The organism is Sphingomonas nostoxanthinifaciens, assembly GCF_019930585.1.
GTDB classification, from domain to species: Bacteria; Pseudomonadota; Alphaproteobacteria; order Sphingomonadales; family Sphingomonadaceae; genus Sphingomonas_I; species Sphingomonas_I nostoxanthinifaciens.
Genome location: NZ_CP082839.1, coordinates 697,358 through 717,545 on the forward strand (window position 1 = coordinate 697,358; position 20,188 = coordinate 717,545).

General features: G+C 67.1%; 20 protein-coding genes. 6 read left to right on the plus strand and 14 right to left on the minus strand.

Features of this window, described 5'->3' with window-relative positions:
• Nucleotides 1-3 precede the first annotated feature (3 nt).
• The gene (locus K8P63_RS03165; RefSeq protein WP_223798431.1) at nt 4-1,284 is read left to right on the plus strand and encodes a glycoside hydrolase family 130 protein; all 1,281 of its coding nucleotides are present in this window, start codon (nt 4-6) and stop codon (nt 1,282-1,284) included.
• Nucleotides 1,285-1,329: 45 nt separating this feature from the next.
• Here the strand turns inward: K8P63_RS03165 and K8P63_RS03170 are convergent, their stop codons facing one another.
• The 3 genes from K8P63_RS03170 to htpG form a co-directional block, all read right to left on the minus strand.
• Nucleotides 1,330-1,572, minus strand: a complete 243-nt coding sequence (locus K8P63_RS03170; protein WP_223798432.1) for a PspC domain-containing protein — start codon at nt 1,570-1,572, stop codon at nt 1,330-1,332.
• 147 nt (nt 1,573-1,719) lie between these two features.
• Nucleotides 1,720-1,881: a hypothetical protein gene (locus K8P63_RS03175; RefSeq protein ID WP_223798433.1), complete on the minus strand. Its 162-nt coding sequence runs from the start codon at nt 1,879-1,881 to the stop codon at nt 1,720-1,722.
• Between the two features lie 82 nt (nt 1,882-1,963).
• Nucleotides 1,964-3,850 (minus strand): molecular chaperone HtpG, encoded by a 1,887-nt coding sequence (gene htpG / locus K8P63_RS03180; protein WP_223798434.1) that lies wholly within the window; start codon nt 3,848-3,850, stop codon nt 1,964-1,966.
• Nucleotides 3,851-3,938: 88 nt separating this feature from the next.
• Between htpG and K8P63_RS03185 the strand changes: the two genes are divergently transcribed.
• On the plus strand, nt 3,939-5,009 hold the full coding sequence (locus tag K8P63_RS03185; RefSeq protein ID WP_223798435.1) for a ComEC/Rec2 family competence protein: 1,071 nt from the start codon (nt 3,939-3,941) through the stop codon (nt 5,007-5,009).
• A gap of 7 nt (nt 5,010-5,016) precedes the next feature.
• Nucleotides 5,017-6,078: a YeiH family protein gene (locus K8P63_RS03190; protein WP_398288344.1), complete on the plus strand. Its 1,062-nt coding sequence runs from the start codon at nt 5,017-5,019 to the stop codon at nt 6,076-6,078.
• Between the two features lie 12 nt (nt 6,079-6,090).
• Here the strand turns inward: K8P63_RS03190 and K8P63_RS03195 are convergent, their stop codons facing one another.
• Genes K8P63_RS03195 through otsB form a run of 3 tightly spaced genes read right to left on the minus strand, consistent with a single transcriptional unit; the run spans nt 6,091 to nt 10,039 of the window.
• Nucleotides 6,091-7,491 carry an alpha,alpha-trehalose-phosphate synthase (UDP-forming) gene (locus tag K8P63_RS03195; protein ID WP_223798436.1) on the minus strand — a complete coding sequence of 467 codons (1,401 nt, stop codon included), beginning with the start codon at nt 7,489-7,491 and terminating at the stop codon, nt 6,091-6,093.
• A complete protein-coding gene (locus tag K8P63_RS03200; protein WP_223798437.1) occupies nt 7,488-9,269 on the minus strand; it encodes a glycoside hydrolase family 15 protein in 1,782 nt (593 codons plus the stop codon). Before K8P63_RS03200 ends, K8P63_RS03195 begins: the two co-directional genes overlap by 4 nt.
• Nucleotides 9,266-10,039, minus strand: a complete 774-nt coding sequence (otsB, locus tag K8P63_RS03205; RefSeq protein ID WP_223798438.1) for a trehalose-phosphatase — start codon at nt 10,037-10,039, stop codon at nt 9,266-9,268. Before otsB ends, K8P63_RS03200 begins: the two co-directional genes overlap by 4 nt.
• A gap of 149 nt (nt 10,040-10,188) precedes the next feature.
• Here otsB and K8P63_RS03210 point away from each other — a divergent pair, with 149 nt between their 5' ends.
• A complete protein-coding gene (locus K8P63_RS03210) occupies nt 10,189-11,280 on the plus strand; it encodes a Gfo/Idh/MocA family protein (RefSeq protein ID WP_223798439.1) in 1,092 nt (363 codons plus the stop codon).
• A gap of 18 nt (nt 11,281-11,298) precedes the next feature.
• Here K8P63_RS03210 and K8P63_RS03215 read toward each other — a convergent pair whose 3' ends face one another.
• Together K8P63_RS03215 and K8P63_RS03220 are read right to left on the minus strand one after the other, a co-directional pair.
• Nucleotides 11,299-12,537 carry an ATP-grasp domain-containing protein gene (locus K8P63_RS03215; RefSeq protein WP_223798440.1) on the minus strand — a complete coding sequence of 413 codons (1,239 nt, stop codon included), beginning with the start codon at nt 12,535-12,537 and terminating at the stop codon, nt 11,299-11,301.
• An 11-nt stretch (nt 12,538-12,548) separates the two neighbouring features.
• Nucleotides 12,549-13,931 (minus strand): pyridoxal phosphate-dependent decarboxylase family protein, encoded by a 1,383-nt coding sequence (locus tag K8P63_RS03220; RefSeq protein WP_223798441.1) that lies wholly within the window; start codon nt 13,929-13,931, stop codon nt 12,549-12,551.
• A gap of 415 nt (nt 13,932-14,346) precedes the next feature.
• On the opposite strand from K8P63_RS03220, the gene K8P63_RS03225 reads away from it, so the two are divergent.
• A complete protein-coding gene (locus tag K8P63_RS03225) occupies nt 14,347-14,775 on the plus strand; it encodes a hypothetical protein (protein ID WP_223798442.1) in 429 nt (142 codons plus the stop codon).
• A 146-nt stretch (nt 14,776-14,921) separates the two neighbouring features.
• Nucleotides 14,922-15,176: a GCG_CRPN prefix-to-repeats domain-containing protein gene (locus K8P63_RS03230; RefSeq protein WP_223798443.1), complete on the plus strand. Its 255-nt coding sequence runs from the start codon at nt 14,922-14,924 to the stop codon at nt 15,174-15,176.
• A gap of 64 nt (nt 15,177-15,240) precedes the next feature.
• Here the strand turns inward: K8P63_RS03230 and K8P63_RS03235 are convergent, their stop codons facing one another.
• The 6 genes from K8P63_RS03235 to K8P63_RS03260 all read right to left on the minus strand — a co-directional run bounded on the left by K8P63_RS03235 (nt 15,241) and on the right by K8P63_RS03260 (nt 20,004).
• Nucleotides 15,241-16,089 carry a PEPxxWA-CTERM sorting domain-containing protein gene (locus K8P63_RS03235; RefSeq protein ID WP_223798444.1) on the minus strand — a complete coding sequence of 283 codons (849 nt, stop codon included), beginning with the start codon at nt 16,087-16,089 and terminating at the stop codon, nt 15,241-15,243.
• 115 nt (nt 16,090-16,204) lie between these two features.
• Entirely contained in the window at nt 16,205-16,396 is a 192-nt protein-coding gene (locus K8P63_RS03240; RefSeq protein ID WP_223798445.1) for a hypothetical protein, read from the minus strand.
• A 25-nt stretch (nt 16,397-16,421) separates the two neighbouring features.
• Entirely contained in the window at nt 16,422-17,561 is a 1,140-nt protein-coding gene (locus tag K8P63_RS03245; RefSeq protein ID WP_223799706.1) for a DUF2252 family protein, read from the minus strand.
• A 162-nt stretch (nt 17,562-17,723) separates the two neighbouring features.
• Entirely contained in the window at nt 17,724-19,262 is a 1,539-nt protein-coding gene (locus tag K8P63_RS03250) for a tryptophan halogenase family protein (protein WP_223798446.1), read from the minus strand.
• On the minus strand, nt 19,262-19,759 hold the full coding sequence (locus tag K8P63_RS03255; protein WP_223798447.1) for a type II toxin-antitoxin system VapC family toxin: 498 nt from the start codon (nt 19,757-19,759) through the stop codon (nt 19,262-19,264). The genes K8P63_RS03250 and K8P63_RS03255 overlap by 1 nt, the downstream gene beginning before the upstream one ends.
• A complete protein-coding gene (locus tag K8P63_RS03260; protein WP_223798448.1) occupies nt 19,759-20,004 on the minus strand; it encodes a type II toxin-antitoxin system Phd/YefM family antitoxin in 246 nt (81 codons plus the stop codon). Before K8P63_RS03260 ends, K8P63_RS03255 begins: the two co-directional genes overlap by 1 nt.
• Between the last annotated feature and the right edge of the window lie 184 nt (nt 20,005-20,188).

Sequence of the window (20,188 nt, forward strand, 5' to 3'; positions counted from 1 at the left end):
CGCTTGCTCGACGTGATCCACAGCCCGCTCAGGCTGCAGGCCGATCCAGCACGCGTCGTCGTGCGACCGTTTCATATTCCGATCGAGGCGGCCTCGCTGCCGGGGCGCCCAGGCCGTGTCCGCCGCATCGCCGATGCCGTGCTCGAGATGAACGAGGACGAGGCCGATATCGAGCTGGAGCTGGTGCTGCGCGATTTCGAAGCGCGCCACTGGCAGACGCGCTCGGTGTTCATGACGCGCTATGCGCAGATCGAAACCGCGTTGAAGCTGGATGGCAACGCCATTTCCGAGATTAAGAAGCAGCTGATCGGCGCCTATTTCTGCCACGAATATAGCTATGCCGCCGCCGCGCTGATGAACCCCAGCGTGATCCCGCATCCCGACCAGTCAGGCCTGTCGGACGGCGCGATCCGCATCGCCATGTCGCTGCGCGCGGTGGGCGAGGGGCATATCTCGTCGATCGCGTTCCGCGAAGGGATCCTCGGGCCGGGCGCGCATGTCGAGCTGATGCCCGAGCCACCGTTCGCGACCGCTGCTGACAGCGCGCACGAGGTCGGCAACGGCGCGATCGAGGTGCACCGCCACAAGGACAGCTCGCTGTCCGGCACCGTGCTGTTCCCGATGACCGCCGCTCAGTCCAAGGGGCTGGAGGACATGCGGCTGGTCGAGTTCACCCACGACGACGGCCGCGTCGAGTGGATCGGCACCTACACCGCCTATAATGGCGCGGTGATCCGCTCCGAACTGCTGCGCACGAGCGACTTCCGCACCTTCACGCTCGCGCCGATGAGCGGGCCGGCGGCGCGCAACAAGGGCATGGCGCTGTTCCCGCGCAAGGTGGGCGGCGACTATCTGATGATCGGCCGCCAGGACGGCGAGAACGTCTTCATCATCCGTTCCGACCGCATCGACCATTGGGGCGAGGGCGAGCTGTTGCTGACGCCCAAATATCCGTGGGAAATGGTGCAGCTGGGCAATTGCGGCTCGCCGATCGAGATCGACGAGGGCTGGCTGTTGTTGACCCACGGCGTCGGCGCGATGCGCAAATATTCGGTCGGCGCGATCCTGCTCGACAAGGACGATCCGTCGAAGGTGCTCGGCCGCATGACGCAGCCCTTGCTGTCGCCGGCGGACGAGGATCGCGAAGGCTATGTGCCGAACGTGGTCTATAGCTGCGGCGGCATGCGCCACGGCGATCTGCTGTTCCTGCCTTATGGCGTCGCGGACAGCTCGGTCGCCTTCGCCTTCGTGCCGATTTCCAGCCTCGTCAATTCGATGCGCTGAGCGGCGGCCCGTCCGGAAACGGACGGGCTGTCCGCTGGCGGACGGTCAGATGAAGGTGGGTGTCATCGCCTTGCGCGGCGCGAGCAGGTGGCCGACCAGCACCGCCACGCCGCAGATGGCATAGACGGCCAGCGCGACCTCGACGCTCGCGAGCAGCAATGCCGCCAGCACGATGCGCAGCCACAGCGGATTGAAACCGAACGTCTCGCCCAGCGAGTGGCAGATGCCGAGCATGTTGTCGCGCTGGACGGTGGGCGCGTCGGCGACGGGCGTGATGGTGGTCTGCATTGTTCGATCCTGACAAGGGGCGGCATCGCCGCGGTTCGATTCCCTTGTTGCAGGGTCCGTGCCAATTGAGGTTCAGAGCAGAAATGGCGGTTCAGCCACGATCGGCTTGGTAAATCGTGCCAGATCGTGGCGTAATCGCCGAACTTATTACCAGGCGTACCAACCGCAATGATCGAGCGCGCACTGCTCGCACTCGGTCTGGTGGTCCGCGCAATTGTCGCACGGGCCCTTCGCCTTGGACCGGCTACGGGTCGCCTTGGCGACGATCGCCGCCATCATCAGGGCGGCCGCTACGGTTACTGTAAGCATCGTTTCCTCCCATCGCTTCCGGGTCGATGGGATGCTTATCCACGGTTAGGGTTAACATTCCGCTCGCATCGGCGGCGTGCGTTCAACCGCTGACGCGGGCGAGGATACGCCCCAGCCGCGCCGAGAAAGCGCGCGGATCGGCCGGCAATTCGCCGTCGGCGATGCGCGCCTCGTCGAACAGCAGGTGCGCGGCATCTTCGCGCAGGCCGGCGTCGCCGTCGTCAAGCCGGCTGAGGCTGTCGATCAGCGCGTGGTGCGGGTTCAGCTCGAGCACCGGCTTGGCGGCGGAGGGCAGGCGCCCCGCGCCGGCGAGCAGTTTTTCCAGCTGACGGTCCATGCCATGCTCGGGCGCCACGAGGCAGGCGGCGCTCTCGGTCAGGCGATTCGACGCACGCACGTCGGACACCGCCTCGCCGAGCGTATCCTTGACGAAGGTGATGAAGCGACCGACCTCATCCGATGCCTCGGTAGGGGCGGCGGCGTTGTCGGGAAGCGGGATCAGGCTCAGGTCGGCCTGTCCCTGCGTCACCGACTTGAACGGCTTGCCGTCATGGTCGGCGCCGCCGGTCACCCAGAAGCTGTCGACCTGATCGGACAGCAGCAGCACCTCGATCCCGCGCGCGCGGAAGCCCTCGAGTTGCGGCGAGCTCGCCAGCCGGTCGAGATCGGTGCCGACCGCATAATAGATTGCGGTCTGATTGTCCTTGAGCCCTGCCGCATAGTCCTTGAGCGAGCGCCAGCCGTCGCCGCTCGCGGTGGTGCGGAAGCGGGCGAGGCCGAGCAGCTGCTCGCGGCGCTGGAAATCCTCGTACAGGCCCTCCTTGATGACCGCGCCGAAATTGTCCCAGATCGCCAGGAAACGCTCGGGCTCGTTCTCCGCCAGCTTTTCCAGCTCGGACAGCAAGCGGTTGGTGACGCCCTTCTGGATCGCGCTGAGCACCGAGCTCTGCTGGATCATCTCCCGCGAGACGTTGAGCGGCAGGTCGGCCGAATCGACCAGCCCGCGCACGAAGCGCAGGTAACGCGGCAGGATCTCCGCCTCGTCGGTGATGAACACGCGGCGGACGTAGAGCTTCATCCGCCCGCTGCGCTCGGGATCGAACAGGTCGAACGGCTTGGTCTCGGGCACGAAGGCGAGCACGGTATATTCGTGCCGCCCCTCGGCGCGGTAATGCAGCGTCAGCGCCGGAGCGTCGAACTGGCCGGCATTGCTGCGGTAGAATTCGGCATAATCGTCCGCGCTGATCTCGCTCTTGGGGCGGGTCCACAGCGCCGCGCCGTCCGCGATCTGCCGCGGCTCGGCCTCGGGCGTGTCGCGGATGAAGATCGGCACCGGCGCATGACCCGACTGCGTCTTGATCGTGCGCTCGACCTTGGCTGCCTGGGTGTAGTCGGCGGCCTCCTCCTTCAGGTGCAGCGTCACGCGCGTGCCGCGTGCCGGCGCCTCGGCCGGATCGACCGGGCCGACCGTATAGGTGCCGAGGCCGTCCGATTCCCAGCGCGCGGCGGCGTCGCTGCCGGCGCGGTGCGACAGCACCTCGATCCGGTCGGCGACCATGAAGGCCGAATAGAAGCCGACACCGAACTGGCCGATCAACTGGCTGCCTTCTCCGTCCTGAGCGGCGGCGATGCGGTCCATGAACGCCTTGGTGCCCGAGCGCGCGATCGTGCCGAGCGCCTCGACCATCTCGCCTTCGTCCATGCCGATGCCGTTATCCTCGATCGACAGGCGCCGCCCCTCGGCATCCAGCGTCACAGTGATCGCGGGCGCGGCGCCGTCGCCCAGCAAGGCCGGGTCGCTCAGTCCCTCGTAGCGCAGTTTCTCGCACGCATCGGCCGCGTTGGAGATCAACTCGCGCAGGAAGACGTCCTTGTCCGAATAGACGGAATGCACCATCAGGTGCAGCAGCTTCGCGACATCGGCTTCGAAGGAGCGGGTCGCGGGCGCGGCGTCGGTGGCGGTCGTCATGGCGGGTCGGATCATCCTCTTCACGGGGGTGCTTTGGGCGCGCAGATGGCGGCAGCCGGCGGCCCTTTCAAGTCGGGAGGATTTTCCAATGCGCATCGCCCTCGCCCTTCTCGCGGCGCTGCTGCCAGCCACCGCCGTGCGCACGGAGGCGCCGCTCCACATCACCGCGATCGACGTCGAGGGTGGGGCGGCGGTGCTTTACGTCACGCCGCAGGGCCATTCGCTGCTGATCGATACCGGCTGGGAAGCGGGGCAGGGCAACCCGCCCGCGGCCCCCGGCGTCGCGCCGCCGCCGACCAGCGCGCAGAAGATCGTCGCCGCCGCCAAGGCCGCGCACCTCAGCAAGATCGATTACGTGCTCGTCACCCATTATCATGCCGATCATGTCGGTGGGGTGGCGGAGCTGGCCGCCTCCTTCCCGATCGGCACCTTCCTCGATCACGGCGTCAATCGCGAGCTGCCCAAGGATGGGGGCGCCGCGCAGCCGCAGTCGCCGGCCTATTTCTATCCGAAATATCTGGCGGCGATCGGCAGCCATCCGCGCCGCAGCCTCACCCCCGGCACGCAGATTCGCATCGACGATCTCGTGCTGACCGCGATCGACGGCGACGGCGCGGTGCCGCCGCAGCCGCTGCCGGGCGGCGGCGCGCCCGGTGTGGGATGCGCGACCGCACAGAACGAGGCGAATGACGGCGGTATAGAGAACCCCAAGTCGCTCGGCGTGCTGCTCAGCTACGGCAAGGCGCGCATCCTCGCGCTCGGCGACACGACGTGGCAGGTCGAGAACAAGCTCGTCTGCCCGGTCAACCTGATCGGCCCGGTTGACCTGATGGTCGCCGACAATCACGGCAGCGGCAACAGCAGCAGCCAGCCTTTCCTCGACACCTTGTCGCCGCGCATGATCCTCTTCATCAACGGCGCGACCAAGGGCGCCGACGGCGAGACGTTCGATCGCGTCGCGCAGATGCCGCACAAGCCGGTGGTGTGGCAGCTTCATGTCGCCACGCGCAGCCCCGACAAGAATGCGCCCGACGCCAATATCGTCAATCCGACATCGATGCCCGACGCGCACCTGCCGCTCGAGATCGCGGTCGAGAAGACCGGCGCGATCACCGTGCGGAACCCGCGTACGGGTGCCGCGCAGCGTTATGCGGGGTAAGCGCTGAATGGGTGCCGAGGAGTTTCGCGTCGGCCGTCAGGTGATGGCGGCCGATCTCTACGGCGATCTGATGCCGTTGCCGGCGAAGCCGGTGCGCGCGATCGATCATCTGCCGGGGCTGGCGGTGACGCTCGCCGCGACGCTGGCGGCCGGTTATCTGTCCGATCATTACGGTGCGCCGCTGACATTGATGGCGCTGCTGATCGGCCTCGCGCTCAACTTCCTCAATGCCGACGCGCGGCTCGCGCCGGGGCTGGTCTTCGCCTCGCGCGCCTTGCTGCGCTGGGGGATCGTGCTGGTCGGTGTGCGGGTGACGCTGATGCAGATTGCCGGGCTTGGTTTGCCGGCGCTGGCGGCGGTGATCGTGATCGTGGCGGCGACGCTCGGCGCGGGCGTGATCGCGGCGCGGCGGCTCGGCTTCTCGGCCGCATTCGGCGTGCTCGCGGGCGGATCGGTCGCGATCTGCGGCGCATCGGCGGCGATGGCGTTTGCGAGCGTGCTGGGCGAGCGGCGGATAAGCCAGGCGCAGCTCGCGCTGACGCTGGTCGGCATCTCGGCGTTGAGCGCGTTCGCGATGTTCCTCTATCCGATCATCGCGCACCATGTCGGGCTCGACGATCGGCAGGCGGGCTTCATGCTGGGTGCTGCGATCCACGACGTCGCCCAGTCGCTCGGCGCGGGCTATTCCTTCTCGCCCGGCGCGGGCCAGACCGCCGCGATCGTCAAGCTCACCCGCGTCGCCCTGCTGGCGCCGGCGATGGCGGTGGTCGCGTATTTCTTCCCCGCCGATGGCGAGCGGAAGAAGGGCGCGAGCCCGCTGCCGTGGTATGTGATCGGCTTCTTCGTGCTGGCCGCGATCAACTCGACCGGCGTGGTGCCCCCCGTTGCGGCGGACGGCGCGCAGCGGCTCGCGACCGGCTGTCTCGCCTGCGCCGTCACCGCCACCGGCATCCGCTCGCCGATGCAGCAACTGCTCGGCAATGGTCCGCGCCCGTTCATCGCGATCGGCGTGGCGACCGTGGTCGCACTCGTACTCGCACTGACGGCCGCGCTGACGATCATCCGCTGACGCGGACGAGGCTCAGCCCAGCTGGTGCAGCGGTGCGCGCGGTGCCGGCTCGCGCTCCAGCATGTCGAGGAAGCGGTTGCACCACCAGGTGACGTCCTCGCGCCGGACGATGTCGATCATCTTCTCCCACCGTGCGACGCGCTCGGCGCGCGGCATCGCGAGCGCTTGCGCGATCGCGTCGGCAATCTCCTCCGGGCTGTAGGGATTGACCAGCAGCGCGTCCTTGAGTTGCGCCGCCGCGCCGGCAAAGCTCGACAGGATCAGCACGCCGGGATCGGCCGGATCCTGTGCCGCGACATATTCCTTGGCGACGAGGTTCATCCCGTCGCGCAGCGGCGTGACGAGGCAGATGCGCGCGGCGCGATAGATCCCCGCCAGCACATCGCGCGCGAAGCCCTTGTTGACGTAGCGGATCGGGACATAATCCATATCCGAATATTCGCCGTTGATGCGGCCCGACAGCGCATCGAGCCCGGCGCGGATCGCGCGATACGTCTCGACATTCTCGCGGCTCGGCGGCGCGATCTGCAGCATGTAGACCAGCCCGCGAAAATCGGGGTGGAGCGACAGGAACCGCTCGAAGCCGAGGAAGCGCTCCTCCAGCCCCTTCGAATAATCGAGCCGGTCGACGCCGACGATCAGCGTGCGCCCGGTCGCGCTCATATACATGCGCTCCTGCGCGTGGCGCGCGGGGGCGGCGGCGGCGGCCTCCTCGAAGCTCGCCGTCTCGATGCCGATCGGATCGGCAAACACGCGCACGCTGCGCTCGCCGACGGTGACCGTGCCGTCCTCGGCGATCGTGCCGCCGAGCTGGCGCTCGACATAATGGAGGAAGCTGTCGAGCCAGTCCTGCGTCTGGAAGCCGACCACGTCGTAGGCGAACAAGGCCTCGACCAGCTCGCGATGGCTCGGCAGCGACAGCAGCATGTCGGCCGGCGGCCACGGAATGTGGAGGAAGAAGCCGATGCGGTTCGCGCAGCCCTGCTCGCGCAGCTCCGCGCCCAGCGGGATCATGTGATAATCGTGCACCCAGACGAGGTCGTCGGCCTCGATCAGCGGGCCGACCGTCTCGGCGAAGCGGCGGTTGACGCGTGCATAGCCGCTGTTGAAGTCGCGCTCGAACTCGGTCAGGTCGATGCGATAGTGGAACAGCGGCCACAGGGTACGGTTGGCGAAGCCGTCATAATATTCGTCGACGTCCTGCTGCTCCAGGTCGATCGTCGCGGTGGTGACGCCGTTCGCCTCGCGATAATGGATCTCGCCGGTAAACTGCTCGGTCGTCTCGCCCGACCAGCCGAACCAGATGCCGCCCTTGTCGCGCAACGCCGCCTGCAGCGCCACCGCCAGCCCGCCCTGATTGCCGCCTGACGACGGCAATTGCACGCGGTTCGAGATCATGATGAGCCGGCTCACCGCACCGAACTCCACGGCTTTGACAGCAGCATCGCGCAGTTGATGAGGCCGACCAGCGAATAGGTCTGCGGGTAATTGCCCCACAGCTCGCCGGTGGCGGGATCGATATCCTCGGACAGCAGCCCGGCGGGCGTGCGGCGCGACACCATCTCGTCGAACAAGGCACGCGCATCCTCGGCCCGGCCGGTCGCCGACAGCGCCTCGATCAGCCAGAAGGTGCAGACGTTGAACGCGGTGTGCGGCAGGCCGAAATCGTCCTCGGTGGCGTAACGCAGCATGTGCGAGCCGCGTCGCAGCCCTTCCTCCACCGCGACGAGCGTCGAGCGGAAGCGCGGCGCGTCGGGCGGCAGGAAGCGCAGGTCGAGCAGCTGGATGATGCTGGCGTCGAGATCGTCGCCGCCGAACGTGGCGGAGATGCGCTGGGTTTCCTCGCGCCACGCCGCGCCTTCGATCGCGGCGTGCATCGTGTCCGCGCGCTCCTGCCAGAAGGCGCGGCGATCCTCGAGCCCCAGCGCGTGCGCCGCATTGGCGAGCCGATCGCATGCCGCCCAGCACATCGCCGCCGAATAGGTGTGGACGTGCGCGCGCGTGCGCAGCTCCCACAGGCCGGCGTCGGGCTTGTCATAGACCGTCCAGGCGAGCTCGCCCACTTCCTCCAGCGCGCGGAAATCCTCGACGCCCCCCATGCGCAGCAGCCGCTGGTCGAAGAAGGCCTGCGCGTTGGACAGCACGATCTGGCCATAGGCATCATGCTGGATCTGCTCGGCAGCCTGGTTGCCGACGCGTACCGGGCCCATGCCGCGATAGCCGGGCAGCGACGGCTCCAGCCGTTCGGGCACGCGTGTCGCGCCCGATACGCTGTACAGCGGCTGGATATGGCCGTTGCGCGCATCGTCGACGATGTTGCGCAGATATTCGAGATAGCTTTCGAGCACATCGAGCGCGCCCAGCCGGTTGAGCGCCTGCACCGTGTAATAAGCGTCGCGGATCCAGCAGTAGCGATAATCCCAGTTGCGCCCGCTATCGGCATGTTCGGGCAGCGAGGTGGTGAGCGCCGCGACGATCGCGCCGGTCTCCTCGTGCTGGCACAGCTTCAGCGTGATCGCGGCGCGGATCACCACTTCCTGCCATTCAAGCGGGGTGGCGAGCCCGCGCACCCAGTGGCGCCATTCGCGCTTGGTGCGTCCGCGCATGTTGCGCACCGATTGGCCGAGCACGCCGATGAAGCTCTCGTCCGGTCCGAGGAAGAAGTGGATGGCGCGCTCGACGCGGAACCAGCCTTCCTCCTGGATGTGGCCGACCGGCGCGTCGGTGGTCAGCCGCAGCGTCTGTTCGCCCAGTTGGTAGCGGATGTGGTTGGTGCCGACGGTGCGCTCGGCGGCATGGCCCCAGTCGCGCGCGGCGCGCAGACGCATGCGGATGCGCGGGCTGCCCGACACCGGCCGGACGATCCGCGCAAACGCGGTCGGGCGATAGAGGCGCTCGTCATGTTCGAAGCGCGGGCAGAAATCGATGATCTCGACCACGTTGCCCGCGCCGTCGTCATGGACGGTCTTCAGGATCGGGGTGTTGCGCTCGTAACGCTGGGTGGTGGTGGCGCTGCCTTGCAGCTCGATCGACCAGAAGCCGGTCTCGGGCGTGTCGCCGCCGAGCAAAGCGGAGAAGACCGGCTCGCCGTCGACGCGCGGCACGCATCCCCAAACGAAGCTGCCCTTGCTGTCGATCAGCGCGGAGACCTGGCAATTGCCGATCGGCCACAGGTTGAGGTCGGCGGTCATAGAAGCTCCGAAAGCGAGGTGGTGAGCCAGCGGTGCAGCGCCGCGACGCCGGGCAGGCGCCACGATGCCGCGGTGTCGCGGGGATCGCCGATCAGGATGCCGCCGCCGCCAAGCGCGCGGGCGGCGATGAAACCGTCCTCATCGGTGACGTCGTCGCCGCAGAAGAACGGCGTCGATCCGGCGAAGCCCGGCAATTGCATCAACGCGGCGAGTGCCGCGCCCTTGTCGCCCGCCACGCGCGCCTCGGCCATCATCTTGCCGTGCTGCAGGATGAGCCCGGCATCGGCCGCGATCCGCGCCGCGAGCCCGAGCGCGGCGGGTTCGCGCTCCGGCGCCAGCCGGTAATGCAGCGCGACGCCGTGGCTCTTCACCTCGACGATCACGCCCGGATGCGCCTCCGCAAAGGCCTCGAAACGCTGCGCGACGTCGTGCAGCGATGCGGCGCCGTCGGCCGCGACATAGCCTTCGGTCGGCGTGCGGCGTTCGGCGCCGTGGCTGCCGGCCAGCGTGATCGCGGCGGCGGCCGGCCCGAGCAGGGCATCGAGCTGGCGGATCGAACGGCCGCTGACGATCGCCAAGCGCCCGTCGAGCGCGGTCATCAGGCGATCGAGCAAGGCGAGCAGATCGGCGCCGACGATCACGCCGTCGGGCCGCTCGGCAAGCTCGACCAGCGTCCCGTCGAAATCGAGGAAGAGACTATTGCTCGCGAGGAGCGGCGGGGGCGGCGGCCGATCGACGACCGGCGCAACCGCTTGGCTGGGCGCTAGCATGCATCCCTAATGCACGATCCGCCGCGCCGTTCCAACCCATGCTGCACCGCAACGGTCGCGATGAGCTGCTTAGGACCACTGGCCTCTTGCGGCGCCCGGTCGCCCGCGTAGACTTCGGATCAGCGGGATCACCGCAGGGGAGCAGGATGATGGAACTGGATCGGCGCACGATGTTGGCCGGGGCGACGATGCTCGCCGCCGGGGCGGGCCGGGCGGCGGCGCCCCAGCGCAAGCTGGGCTATGCGATCGTCGGGCTGGGGGTCTACGGCCTCGGCGTCATCTCGCCGCAATTCGCCAATTGCCGGTCCTCGCGGCTCGTCGCCTATGTCAGCGGCGATCGCGACAAGGCGCGCGCGGCGGCGGCCAAATATGGCGTGCCCGAACGCTCGATCTATTCCTATGCCGAGTTCGACCGCATCCGCGACAATCCCGACATCGACATCGTCTATGTCTGCCTGCCCAATTCGATGCATGCCGAATATGTCATCCGCGCCGCCAAGGCCGGCAAGCATGTGATGTGCGAGAAGCCGATGGCGGTCTCGGTCGCCGAGTGCGAGGCGATGATCGCCGCGTGCAAGGCCGCCAACCGCAAGCTGATGATCGGCTATCGCTGCCATTTCGAGGCATTCAACCTCGAGGCGACGCGGCTCGCGCGCGCCGGCGCGGCGGGCAAGATCCGCTACGTCCGATCCGAGCATGGCTTCGTCCAGACCAACCCCGAGGCATGGCGGCTGAAGCGAGCTTTGTCGGGCGGCGGCTCGCTGATGGACATGGGCGTCTACAGCCTGCAGGCGGCGCGCTACATGACGGGTGAGGAGCCGGTCGCGGTCACCGCGCGCGAATCGACGGACCGCAGCGATCCGCGCTTCCACGAGGTCGAGGACATCATCGACTGGACGCTGGAATTCCCGTCCGGCGCGATCGGCAGCTGCCAGTCGATGTACAGCGCCAACCAGAACCATATCCTGCTGATGGGCGACAAGGGCCGCATCGAGCTTGAACCGGGCACGCGCTACAATGGCAACCGCATGTGGCTGGGCAAGGACGGGCGCGAGCAGGAGATCATCAATCCGCCGCCCGGCCCCGGACCGACGCAATGGGCGGGCCAGCTCGATCATCTGGTCGACTGCATCCGCTCAAATCGCGAGCCGATCGTGTCGGGCGCCGAGGGGCTGCGCGACATGCGCATCGTCGAGGCGATCTACCGCTCGGCGCGTGAGGGGCGGACGGTGCGGCTGTAATGCCGGCCGTCCCGGCCGTCACGCCGCGATGAGGGCGGGGGAGGCGATGCGGGCGGCGGCGTCGATGAACGCGTCGAACAGCCGCTGCATCGCCACCTTCTTGTAGGGGAAGATGGTCGCGTCATCCATGTCGTGGACGACCATCGCCACGTCGAGCTCGAACACCAGCAGGCGGCCGTCGGGCAGCTCGGCACAGTCGATCCCGAAATAATCGAGGCCGATGCGCTGGTAGAGCGCCTCGAAGGCGGTGCGATGCCGGACCGCGAAATCGCTGTCGAAATTCTCCATCCAGTCGGCTTCGATCGCGCGCTTGCGCGCATCGTCGCTCATGCCGGCATTGAGATAATGGACCATCCAGTGGTCCGAAAGCGCGAGGTGGCTGGGGAAGGGCTTGCCGTTGATCAGGACGATGCGCTGCTTGCTGAACCAGCCGTTCGCACCGCGATAGTCGACGAAGGGCGCAGCGTAGAAATCGGCCGCGTCGGTCGTCTCGAGATAGGCGGCGATCGCCGCGGCGCCGTCGATATACTCCATTCCGTGGCCGGCATGGGTGCCGATCGGCCGCACGATCAGCGGGAAATCCGCACCGAGCAGCGCGGACGGATCGGCGCCCTCCGCCACTGCGGCCATCGCGGCGCGCGGCGCGCGGCGGTTTGCGGGCACGAGGATCGAGGGCTCGTTCGCGAGGATGTCGCTGACGCCGTCGCGGGTGAGCGTCGAGATCAGCGCCGGGTCGTTGTTCATGATCGGACCGTCAAAATCCGCGAGCAATTCCTCCAGCCGCGCGAGGATCGGCCCGTGATGATTGGCCTCGCCGATCGCCACGAACGCAACGTCGTGTTCGGGGAGGTTGTCGAGATCGGTGGTGGTGCTGTCGACATGGTGCAGCCACAGCACCGCATTCGATCCGTTGAGCAGGAAATCGAGCGGCGTGTTGGCCATGAAGTCGCCGGGCGTGACGAAGGCGAGCAGCCGCAGCCCGCTGCCGTCGCCGTGCACGACGCAATAATCGCGCTGGAACCGCATCGCCTCCTTGAGCAGCGTCAGCGCCGCCTCGGATTGCGAATGGCTCTGCAGCAGCATCGACATGTCGACCAGAGCGGCGGCGACATTGTCCTTCGCCGCGACGCGGTCGGAGAGGCTCTGCCACAGCGCCGAAATGTCGACCTGATCGAACGCCATCGGCAGCACGCGATGCTGGCCGAGGATGCGGGTGCTGGGGTCGATCGCGGGGCGTGTGCGCGGCTTCTCCGGCAAGACGATCTTCCTTAAGCGCGAGAGAGGAGGGCGGCGCCGGCGGCGAGCACGCCCGAGACGAGGCGATCGACGTCATCCGCGGTTGTGCGGTGGTTGACGAACGCGGCGCGGATCACCTGCACGCCGTCGAGCGTCGTCAACGATGGCGCGACCTCGCCTGCCGCGTGCAGATATTGGACGATCCGGCCGTTGATGCCGGGATCGGCTTCGACGCCGCCCGGTGCGTAGCTGAAGCAGACGATATTGAGGCAGACCGGCGCCGCCAGGACGAGATCGCGCTCGGCTGAGACCCGATCGGCCGTCAGCCGCGCCAGCTGGCAATTGGTCGCCATCGAGGCGCCGAGCGCGCGCACGCCATAGGTCTTGAGCGTGAACCACGTCTTCAGCGCGCGAAACCCGCGCGAGAGATCGGGGCCGCGGTCGCACGGCCACCAGTCGCCAGCGGCGAGTCCGGTTTCCGCGCGCGCCAGATAGGCGGCGGGCGACGCGAACGTCTCCGGCTGCCACGCGCCGTCGCGCACGAGCAGGAAGCCGGCATCGTAGGGCACCTGCGCCCACTTGTGGAAATCGAACGCCAAGCTGTCGCACAGCTCGATCCCGTCGAACAACGGCGCGAGATCGTCGGACAGGATGCCGAGCGCGCCGAGCGCGCCATCGACATGGAAATGCAGCCGGAATTCGGCGGCGATCCGCGCGAGCCCGGCCAGATCGTCGACCGCACCGACATTGACCGTGCCGGCGGTGCCGACGATCATGAACGGGCGCAGGCCCTTGGCCATGTCGCGCGCGATCTGGCGCCGCAGCGCATCGTTATCCATCCGGCCGCATTCGTCGGTGCGGATTAGCCGCAGCGCGTCGCGGCCAAGCCCCGCCATCTCCATCGCGCGCGGAACGCAGCCATGCACGTCGCACGAGGCATAAGCGACGAGCTGGCCGAACCCGCTCACCCCCTGCGTCCGCACGCCGGCGCCGCATGCGCGCGTCCGTGCGATCAGCAATGCGACGAAATTGGCCTGCGACGCGCCGGTCAGGAACTGGCCGTCGGCGGCGGCCGGAAAGCCGAAGATCTCGCGCACCCACGCGACGATCTGGCGCTCGACCGCGATCGGCATGTGATCCCGCCCGCCCAGATTGGCGTTCAGGCCGCCGGCCAGCATCTCGGCGAGCATGCCCACCGCGGTGCCGCCGCCCTGCGCCCAGCCCATGAAGCCCGGATGAGTATTGCCGCTGCCGTAGGGCAGGATCGTGTCCTTGAAATCGGCATGGACCGCCTGAAGATCGGTCGGCTCGATCGGCAGCGGCGCGCGCATCGACGCGCGGATATCGTCGGGCGCGCATTGCCATACCGGCTGGTCGCGAAGCCCTTCGAGATGATCGAACATGTCGTCGAGCATGCGCTGCCCCTGCCGCCGCAGCGCCCCCCAATCCTGGGGGTCCAACGTCGTCGGAGCGATAATCTCATCGGCGCGGTTATCGGGCGCAACCGGCTCTGCTTCTGCGCGCGCGATCTGCGTTCGCTGCCGTTGCAAGAGCATCTGCTTCCCTACCTGCGCAATGGTGCCGCCCGGCGGGATCTGGCTGCGTTGCATCGCCGACCTCGCCGATGTGCATATGCCAAGCGCGTGGTTAATCAGTGTTTAAGGCGCCGCGGCACCGATCCGCGATCAGCCTGTCGCTGCCCCCTGTCGCTGCGCATTGTGATTTTCCAACCTAGCTGAACGATTGCTGCTGAACTCATTCCCAAGTCGTTCAACTCGAATCGCATAATCCTTCTCCCACGCTCAAAAACGAGCACGAAGGAGTTGGACAATGCGTGGGGTTATCAAAGGTGCCGTTGCCGCCGCCTTGCTTGCCGGCAGCACGATTGCTGCAACCGCGCCGGCTCAGGCCGATCGTGGTACTGGCGCTATATTCGCCGGTATTGCCGGCCTCGCGATCGGCGCGGCGATCGCATCGGATCACCCGCATCGCTATTATGCGGAGCCGGTCGGCTATTATGCGCCGCCGCCTGCACCGGTCGTCTACGGCGGGTACGATTATGCGCCGGGCTATGCCTATGATTATCGCGACCATGGCGGCTATCGCGGCGACGATTATCGCGGCGGCAATGGCTGGGATCGCGGGCGCGGCTACGGCGGGTACGATCGGGGCGGTTACGATCGCGGCGGTTATGATTATGGCGATCACGATCGCGGTGATCGCGGTGATCGCGGTGGCTGGGGCGACGGCCGCCGCTGAGGCTTCAGTTTTTGGCGCGGTGTGCGGGGCCGCGCCGAGCTCCCGGCGATCCTTCCGTTGAACCAGATCGCCGCAAAGCTGTTTATCCCGTCCAACCAGGCCCGATCCGGTGGCGACACCATCGGGCATCAGACGAAGAGGTTGTCATGAAGAAGATACTTCTTGCCGCTTTGGGAACCTGCGTGGCGTTCGGCGCAGTCACTGCAGCCGATGCCGCTCAGGGCTGCGGTCCCGGCGGCCATCGCGGGCCCTATGGCCATTGCCGCCCGAACGGCGGTCCGGTCGTGGTCGCGCCCGGCGGCCTGATTGTCGGTAATTACTATCATGGCCGCGGCTATTGGGACGGCAATCGCTACTGGCATCACCGCGACCGTTGGCATGGCGGCTGGCGCTATCGCTGATCGATAAAAAAGCGGGGGCGCAATCGATGCGCCCCCGCTTTTTTTGGGCAGCGAATGCCGCCGATCAGCCGAAGCTGACGGTCGTCCGCTGGCGGCGACGCATCGCACCGCCGAGCAGGCCGAAGCCGCTGAGCATCATCGCCCACGAGGCCGGCTCGGGCACGCCGCTGGTGATCGTGCACGACGGACCGGTGCAGCTGATCGTGCCATTCTTCACGAAGATCGATTCGACGTTGCCGGTGTTGGTCTCGGCAACCTGATACGCACTCGACAGACCACCCGTGCCGGGGGTGGGGAAGTAATTGTGAGTGGGATCGCCATTTTCGGCGACCAGGCCGGCCGCCGTGCCTTCGGCGGTCTCGACGAAGCCGCTGGATGGCGGACTGCCGCCGCCGTTCACCGCCGCTTCGGGAACATAGGCATAGCCCAGCGGATCGTCGGCCGCAGCCATTCCGAGAATGCCGCCGCCGGCGTTGAAGAAGGCACTGATCGCAGTGGCATGCGCCGAGATTGCAGCCACATCCGACGCGCGGAGATCGCAGCCGCCGCAATCGATATCCGACGCGATCGCGATCGCCGAATATTTGGTGACATCGAACATGGCGTCGGTGATCGATGTCGTCGCCGGATCCACCAGAGTGTAACTCACACCCAGCGTCGTCAGATCGCTCCCGAATTCGTAGCTATAGCCCGAAGCGGTGCTGTCGAAGAGCAGCACGGGAAGTGAAGACCCGTTCCGCACGAAGCTCAGCTCGGAAACCAGGGCGGTCTGCGCCGCGCTCGATCCAAAGTACATGTGCAAATCGGCATCGTGGCCGGTCAGGAATATGTTGCCCCCGGCTTCCGCAGGAACCGCGCTCAGACATGCGACCGCGAGCGCTGCTCCAGTGAGCAGCGCGAATTTCTTCGCCATCTAGGTATCCCCCCAAGAATCGACCATGACTCACCATGAGTCGGAAAATTTATCTGCCTTTTCCGCAAGATGATCAACATCAATATCGTAGGATAATCTTGGGATATCCATGTTGTCACCTTGGCCAAAACTTTAGCCACGGATCGGTCGCGCCATTTTTGGGGGTTTTCCGGGAGTTTTCGATCAGCGCCGCGATGGCCGGCGCGGCGGGGGCGGGTGCGATAAAACTGCAATTGTTAACCATCGGAACTGCTGCGAAAATCCGGTCGCCAAGGGTCGTGCCCGACGACCGGAACGGTTCGATCACACTGCAGTCCGGATCGGCCGGCGGCCTACTCCGCGGCGGCCAGTGCGTAGCGGCGGCAATGTTCGAGATAGGCGGCCTCGTGCTGCCCGGCGAGCGCGACCACGCTTTCCCACAGCCACGACGGGGCATCGATCTCGTCCTTGCGGCTGCGGTTCAATTCGACGCGCCACGTGCGCCGGTCGTCGGCGCCCATCTGGCGGGCATGCGCCTTGCCGACCACGAATGCGAGATAATGGGCTGCCTTGATCGCCTGCTCGGTGCTGAACTGATCGACCTCCAGCTTCAGATCCTGCGGCATCAACTCGCGCACGAACACCGATGCGTCGAGGACGCGCGACGCCGCGATCCGCTCGCCAAGATAGGGGGACAGCGCGCGCGCCGCCGCGACGACGCGCTCCGCCTGATCCTGCGGCATCGTCGCGCCACGGGCGGGCGGCGCGATCGGCGCCACCGCTTGCTTGATGTCGACCAGCGCATATTCGCGGTCGCCGGATTCGTCGCGCATCTCGGCGATCGCGGCGACGCGGGTGAGGCCCAACGAGCTGCAGCCCTTCATCCAATAAGCCGCGTCGACCATGCGCACGCGCTGTTCATCCTCCCGATGGCGCAGCGAGAGGATCATGTGCGACACCGCGGCATCATCGAAGATGGCTTCGATCGCTTCATATTCGTCGGCCTCCAGCCGCCAGAATCGCTTGCCGAGCGGGATCGACGGATCGACGTCTTCCAGTCGCTCCTTGGCCAGGTGGCGCCAGCGGCGCCCCAGCGCGCGCCGCTTGACCGTCCTCACCGCATCCGGTTCCGGGCCGGTGTCGCCGCTCGTGGGATCGGCCATCGCGGCTTCATAGCCGACCACCATCTGCTCGATCATGCGCGCGGTGGTGACGCCGGGCAGGTCCGATCCTCGCGCGGCGGTCGCGAGCGAGAGGCCGAGGCGGATCAAATCGTGCAGCGGGTTGCCGATCACCGCCTGATCCAGATCGCGGATCTGGATCTCGACCTTGCCATTGCCGTTGGCGATGGGGCCGAGATTGCCCAGATGGCAGTCCCCGCAGATCCAGATTGCCGGCCCTTCGGGCAGTCGTCGTGCCGCCGGCGCGTCTGCGAGCCACTCGTAGAATTTTGCCGTGTTGCCGCGCACATAAGCGTGGGCGGAGCGCGCCATCTTCAGCGTGCGCTTGCCCTGCAGCAGATCGGCTCGCTCGCTCGGGCTCGGGCTCTTTCCCACACGTCGCTCCTAAAGATTGGCCAGCGAGCGCGTGCGGCACGCTTTGGTTCCGGAATGCGGGTTACGGACCTTTCCGAACGCAGTCGGCCACCACCGGCGTCAGGTGCGGGCGGCGCGCACGAATTCGTCGATCAGCGCCCGATGGAGCGGCAGATCCGCCACGGCATGCTCGCCGAAGGCGCGGATGCGAGCGAACAGCCGCTCCGCTTCCTCGCCCAACGGATATTCGTCCCGCCCGCGCGCCAGTTCGGTGCGGAAGCGCATTCCGTAGAGGATATATTGATAGTTGAAGAAGGCGAAGCTCTCCAGATCGAGGGTGAAGTCGAAGCGGTTGGGCGGCCGATAGCGCCATTGCGCGAGAAGCTCGGCGAGCGCGGGCGGGATGGACGTCGGATCAGCATGGTCCCGCCAGAACGACTCGGGGCGCTGGCTCAGGCAATAATGGAGCTTGAGGAAATTGACGATCGTCTCGAACCGCCCGCTCATCAGGCGATTGTAGCGCGCGGATGGCCCGTCGATCGGCCCGTTGTGCGGGAAGAGCTCGGCGATCATCGCCACCGCCGCTTCGATCAGCACCAGCCCGGTCGATTCGAGCGGCTCGAGGAAACCGGCGGCCAGGCCGACCGCGACGCAATTTCCGATCCAGCTCCGCGCCCGATAGCCGGGCTCGAACGAAAGGATCCTCGGTTCGATCGGGACGTCGCGGCCGACATAGGCTTGCAGGATATCGCTCGCGCGATCGTCGGACAGATGCATGCTCGAATAGACCGTGCCGATCCCGCGCGCGCCCGCCAGCCCGATATCCCATGTCCAGCCGGCCTCGTGCGCGGTGGCGATCGTCACACTCTCCAGCGGGGCGTCCGGGCGCGCGTACGGCACCTTGCAGGCGACCGCACGATCGACGAACAGATGCTCCCGGACGGAGTGAAGCGGCTCGCCCAGCGCGCCGCCGATCAACCCGGCGCGCAGCCCGGTGCAGTCGACGAAGAGGTCGGCGGTCAACCGCCCGTGCGCGCGCGTCGCAACATGGTCGATCTGCCCATCGGCGGTGAGCGCGACTGCATCGAAGGTGTCGGCGATATGCCGCACGCCGAGCTCGACCGCGCGCTCCGCCAGCACCTCGCCGAGGCGATGCGCGTCGAAATGGTAGGCGTAGCTCAGCGGGCCGCCGAACGCCTCCTCGCCGAGGCGCTTGGGGCCGCGGCGACCCTCCGCCACGCGATTCTGGATGGTCACCGCCTCGGCGAAAGGCGGCCGCGTGGCTTCGTCCTGCAGCAGCCAATACGGCACCAGCCCGGCGCCGTCGGCATAAAGCGGTGCCTCGAACGGGTGGAGGTATGAGTGGCGGCCGCCGTCGTGCGGTGCGTGTAGCCAGTCGTTGAAGCGGATGCCCTGTTTGAACGTCGCCGTGGTCGCCCGCACGAAACGCGCCTCGTCGATGCCGAGAAACTGTAAAGTGGCGCGAATAGTGGGGAAGGCGCCTTCGCCGACGCCGATCGTGCCGATTTCAGGCGATTCCAGCACGGCGATGTCGAGGTGGGGATTGCGGCCGAGCGCAAGGAACCGCGCGAGATAGGCGGCAGTCAGCCACCCGGCGGTGCCGCCGCCGACGATCAGGATCGAGCGTTTCTCGGCCATCAGCCCCTCACGAACAGGTTTTTAAGCCATGCGGGCCCGGCGCGCGAGGCCTGTCGCCAGTCAGCATCCTCTTCCTCCACCGGCGGTTCGAACCCCCAGGGGTTGAGCAGCTTTACCCGCCCGATCCTGAATGCGGCCACGTTGCGTGTCACCAGCGTCAGGCCATGCTCAAGCGCGGTGGCCGCGATCAGCGCATCGCGCGGATCGGAATAGCCGAGCTTCGCGCGGCGGCGCACCACGGCTGCATCGACCGGCAGGATGCGGCCTTCGAAGGCGGGAATCACCTGATTGCCCAGCCATGCCTCTGCGGCCTCGCCGGCGGCGCGGTCCTTGCGCGCGAGCTCCGCGACCGCCGACTGAAGTTCGAGCAGGCTGATCGCCGACATGAACAGCCGCTCGCGCCCCACACCTGCGCCCCAGCGTGTGAGGCCGGCGTCGGTCTGCCCCGCTTTGGCCTTGCGCAGTTCGGCAAGGACGAAAGTGTCGAGCAGGTACATCAGTCGAGCGTCCCCCCGCGTGCCCACGTCGCGTCGGCCGGCCGCGCCTCGACCTCGAAATTGGCCGACGCTGCGAGCAGTTCGACCACCGATTCGGTATCGCCGCTCAGCCGTCGGAAGGCGTCGATGCTGAGGAGCACGTGCGTCGGCCTGCCGCGATCGGTGACGAACACCGGCTCGATTCGCGCTGCGCGCTTTGCCCGGCTGACGTCCTGATTGAACTCGCGGCTGCTGATCAGTCTCATCCGGCCCCCCGCTCCCGTGGGTACATACCTACTTTGCACATGTGATTGCTGTAGGTACGTGGCTACGTTGTAGCGCCCCGGCAACAGAAGCGCCAGAGCCGCAAGAAATCCGCTTGCCGGCGAAAATGCGTGCTTGCGAAGCCGGATCGCGACCCGGCAGGCTTGCTACATCGGAGCGTGAGAA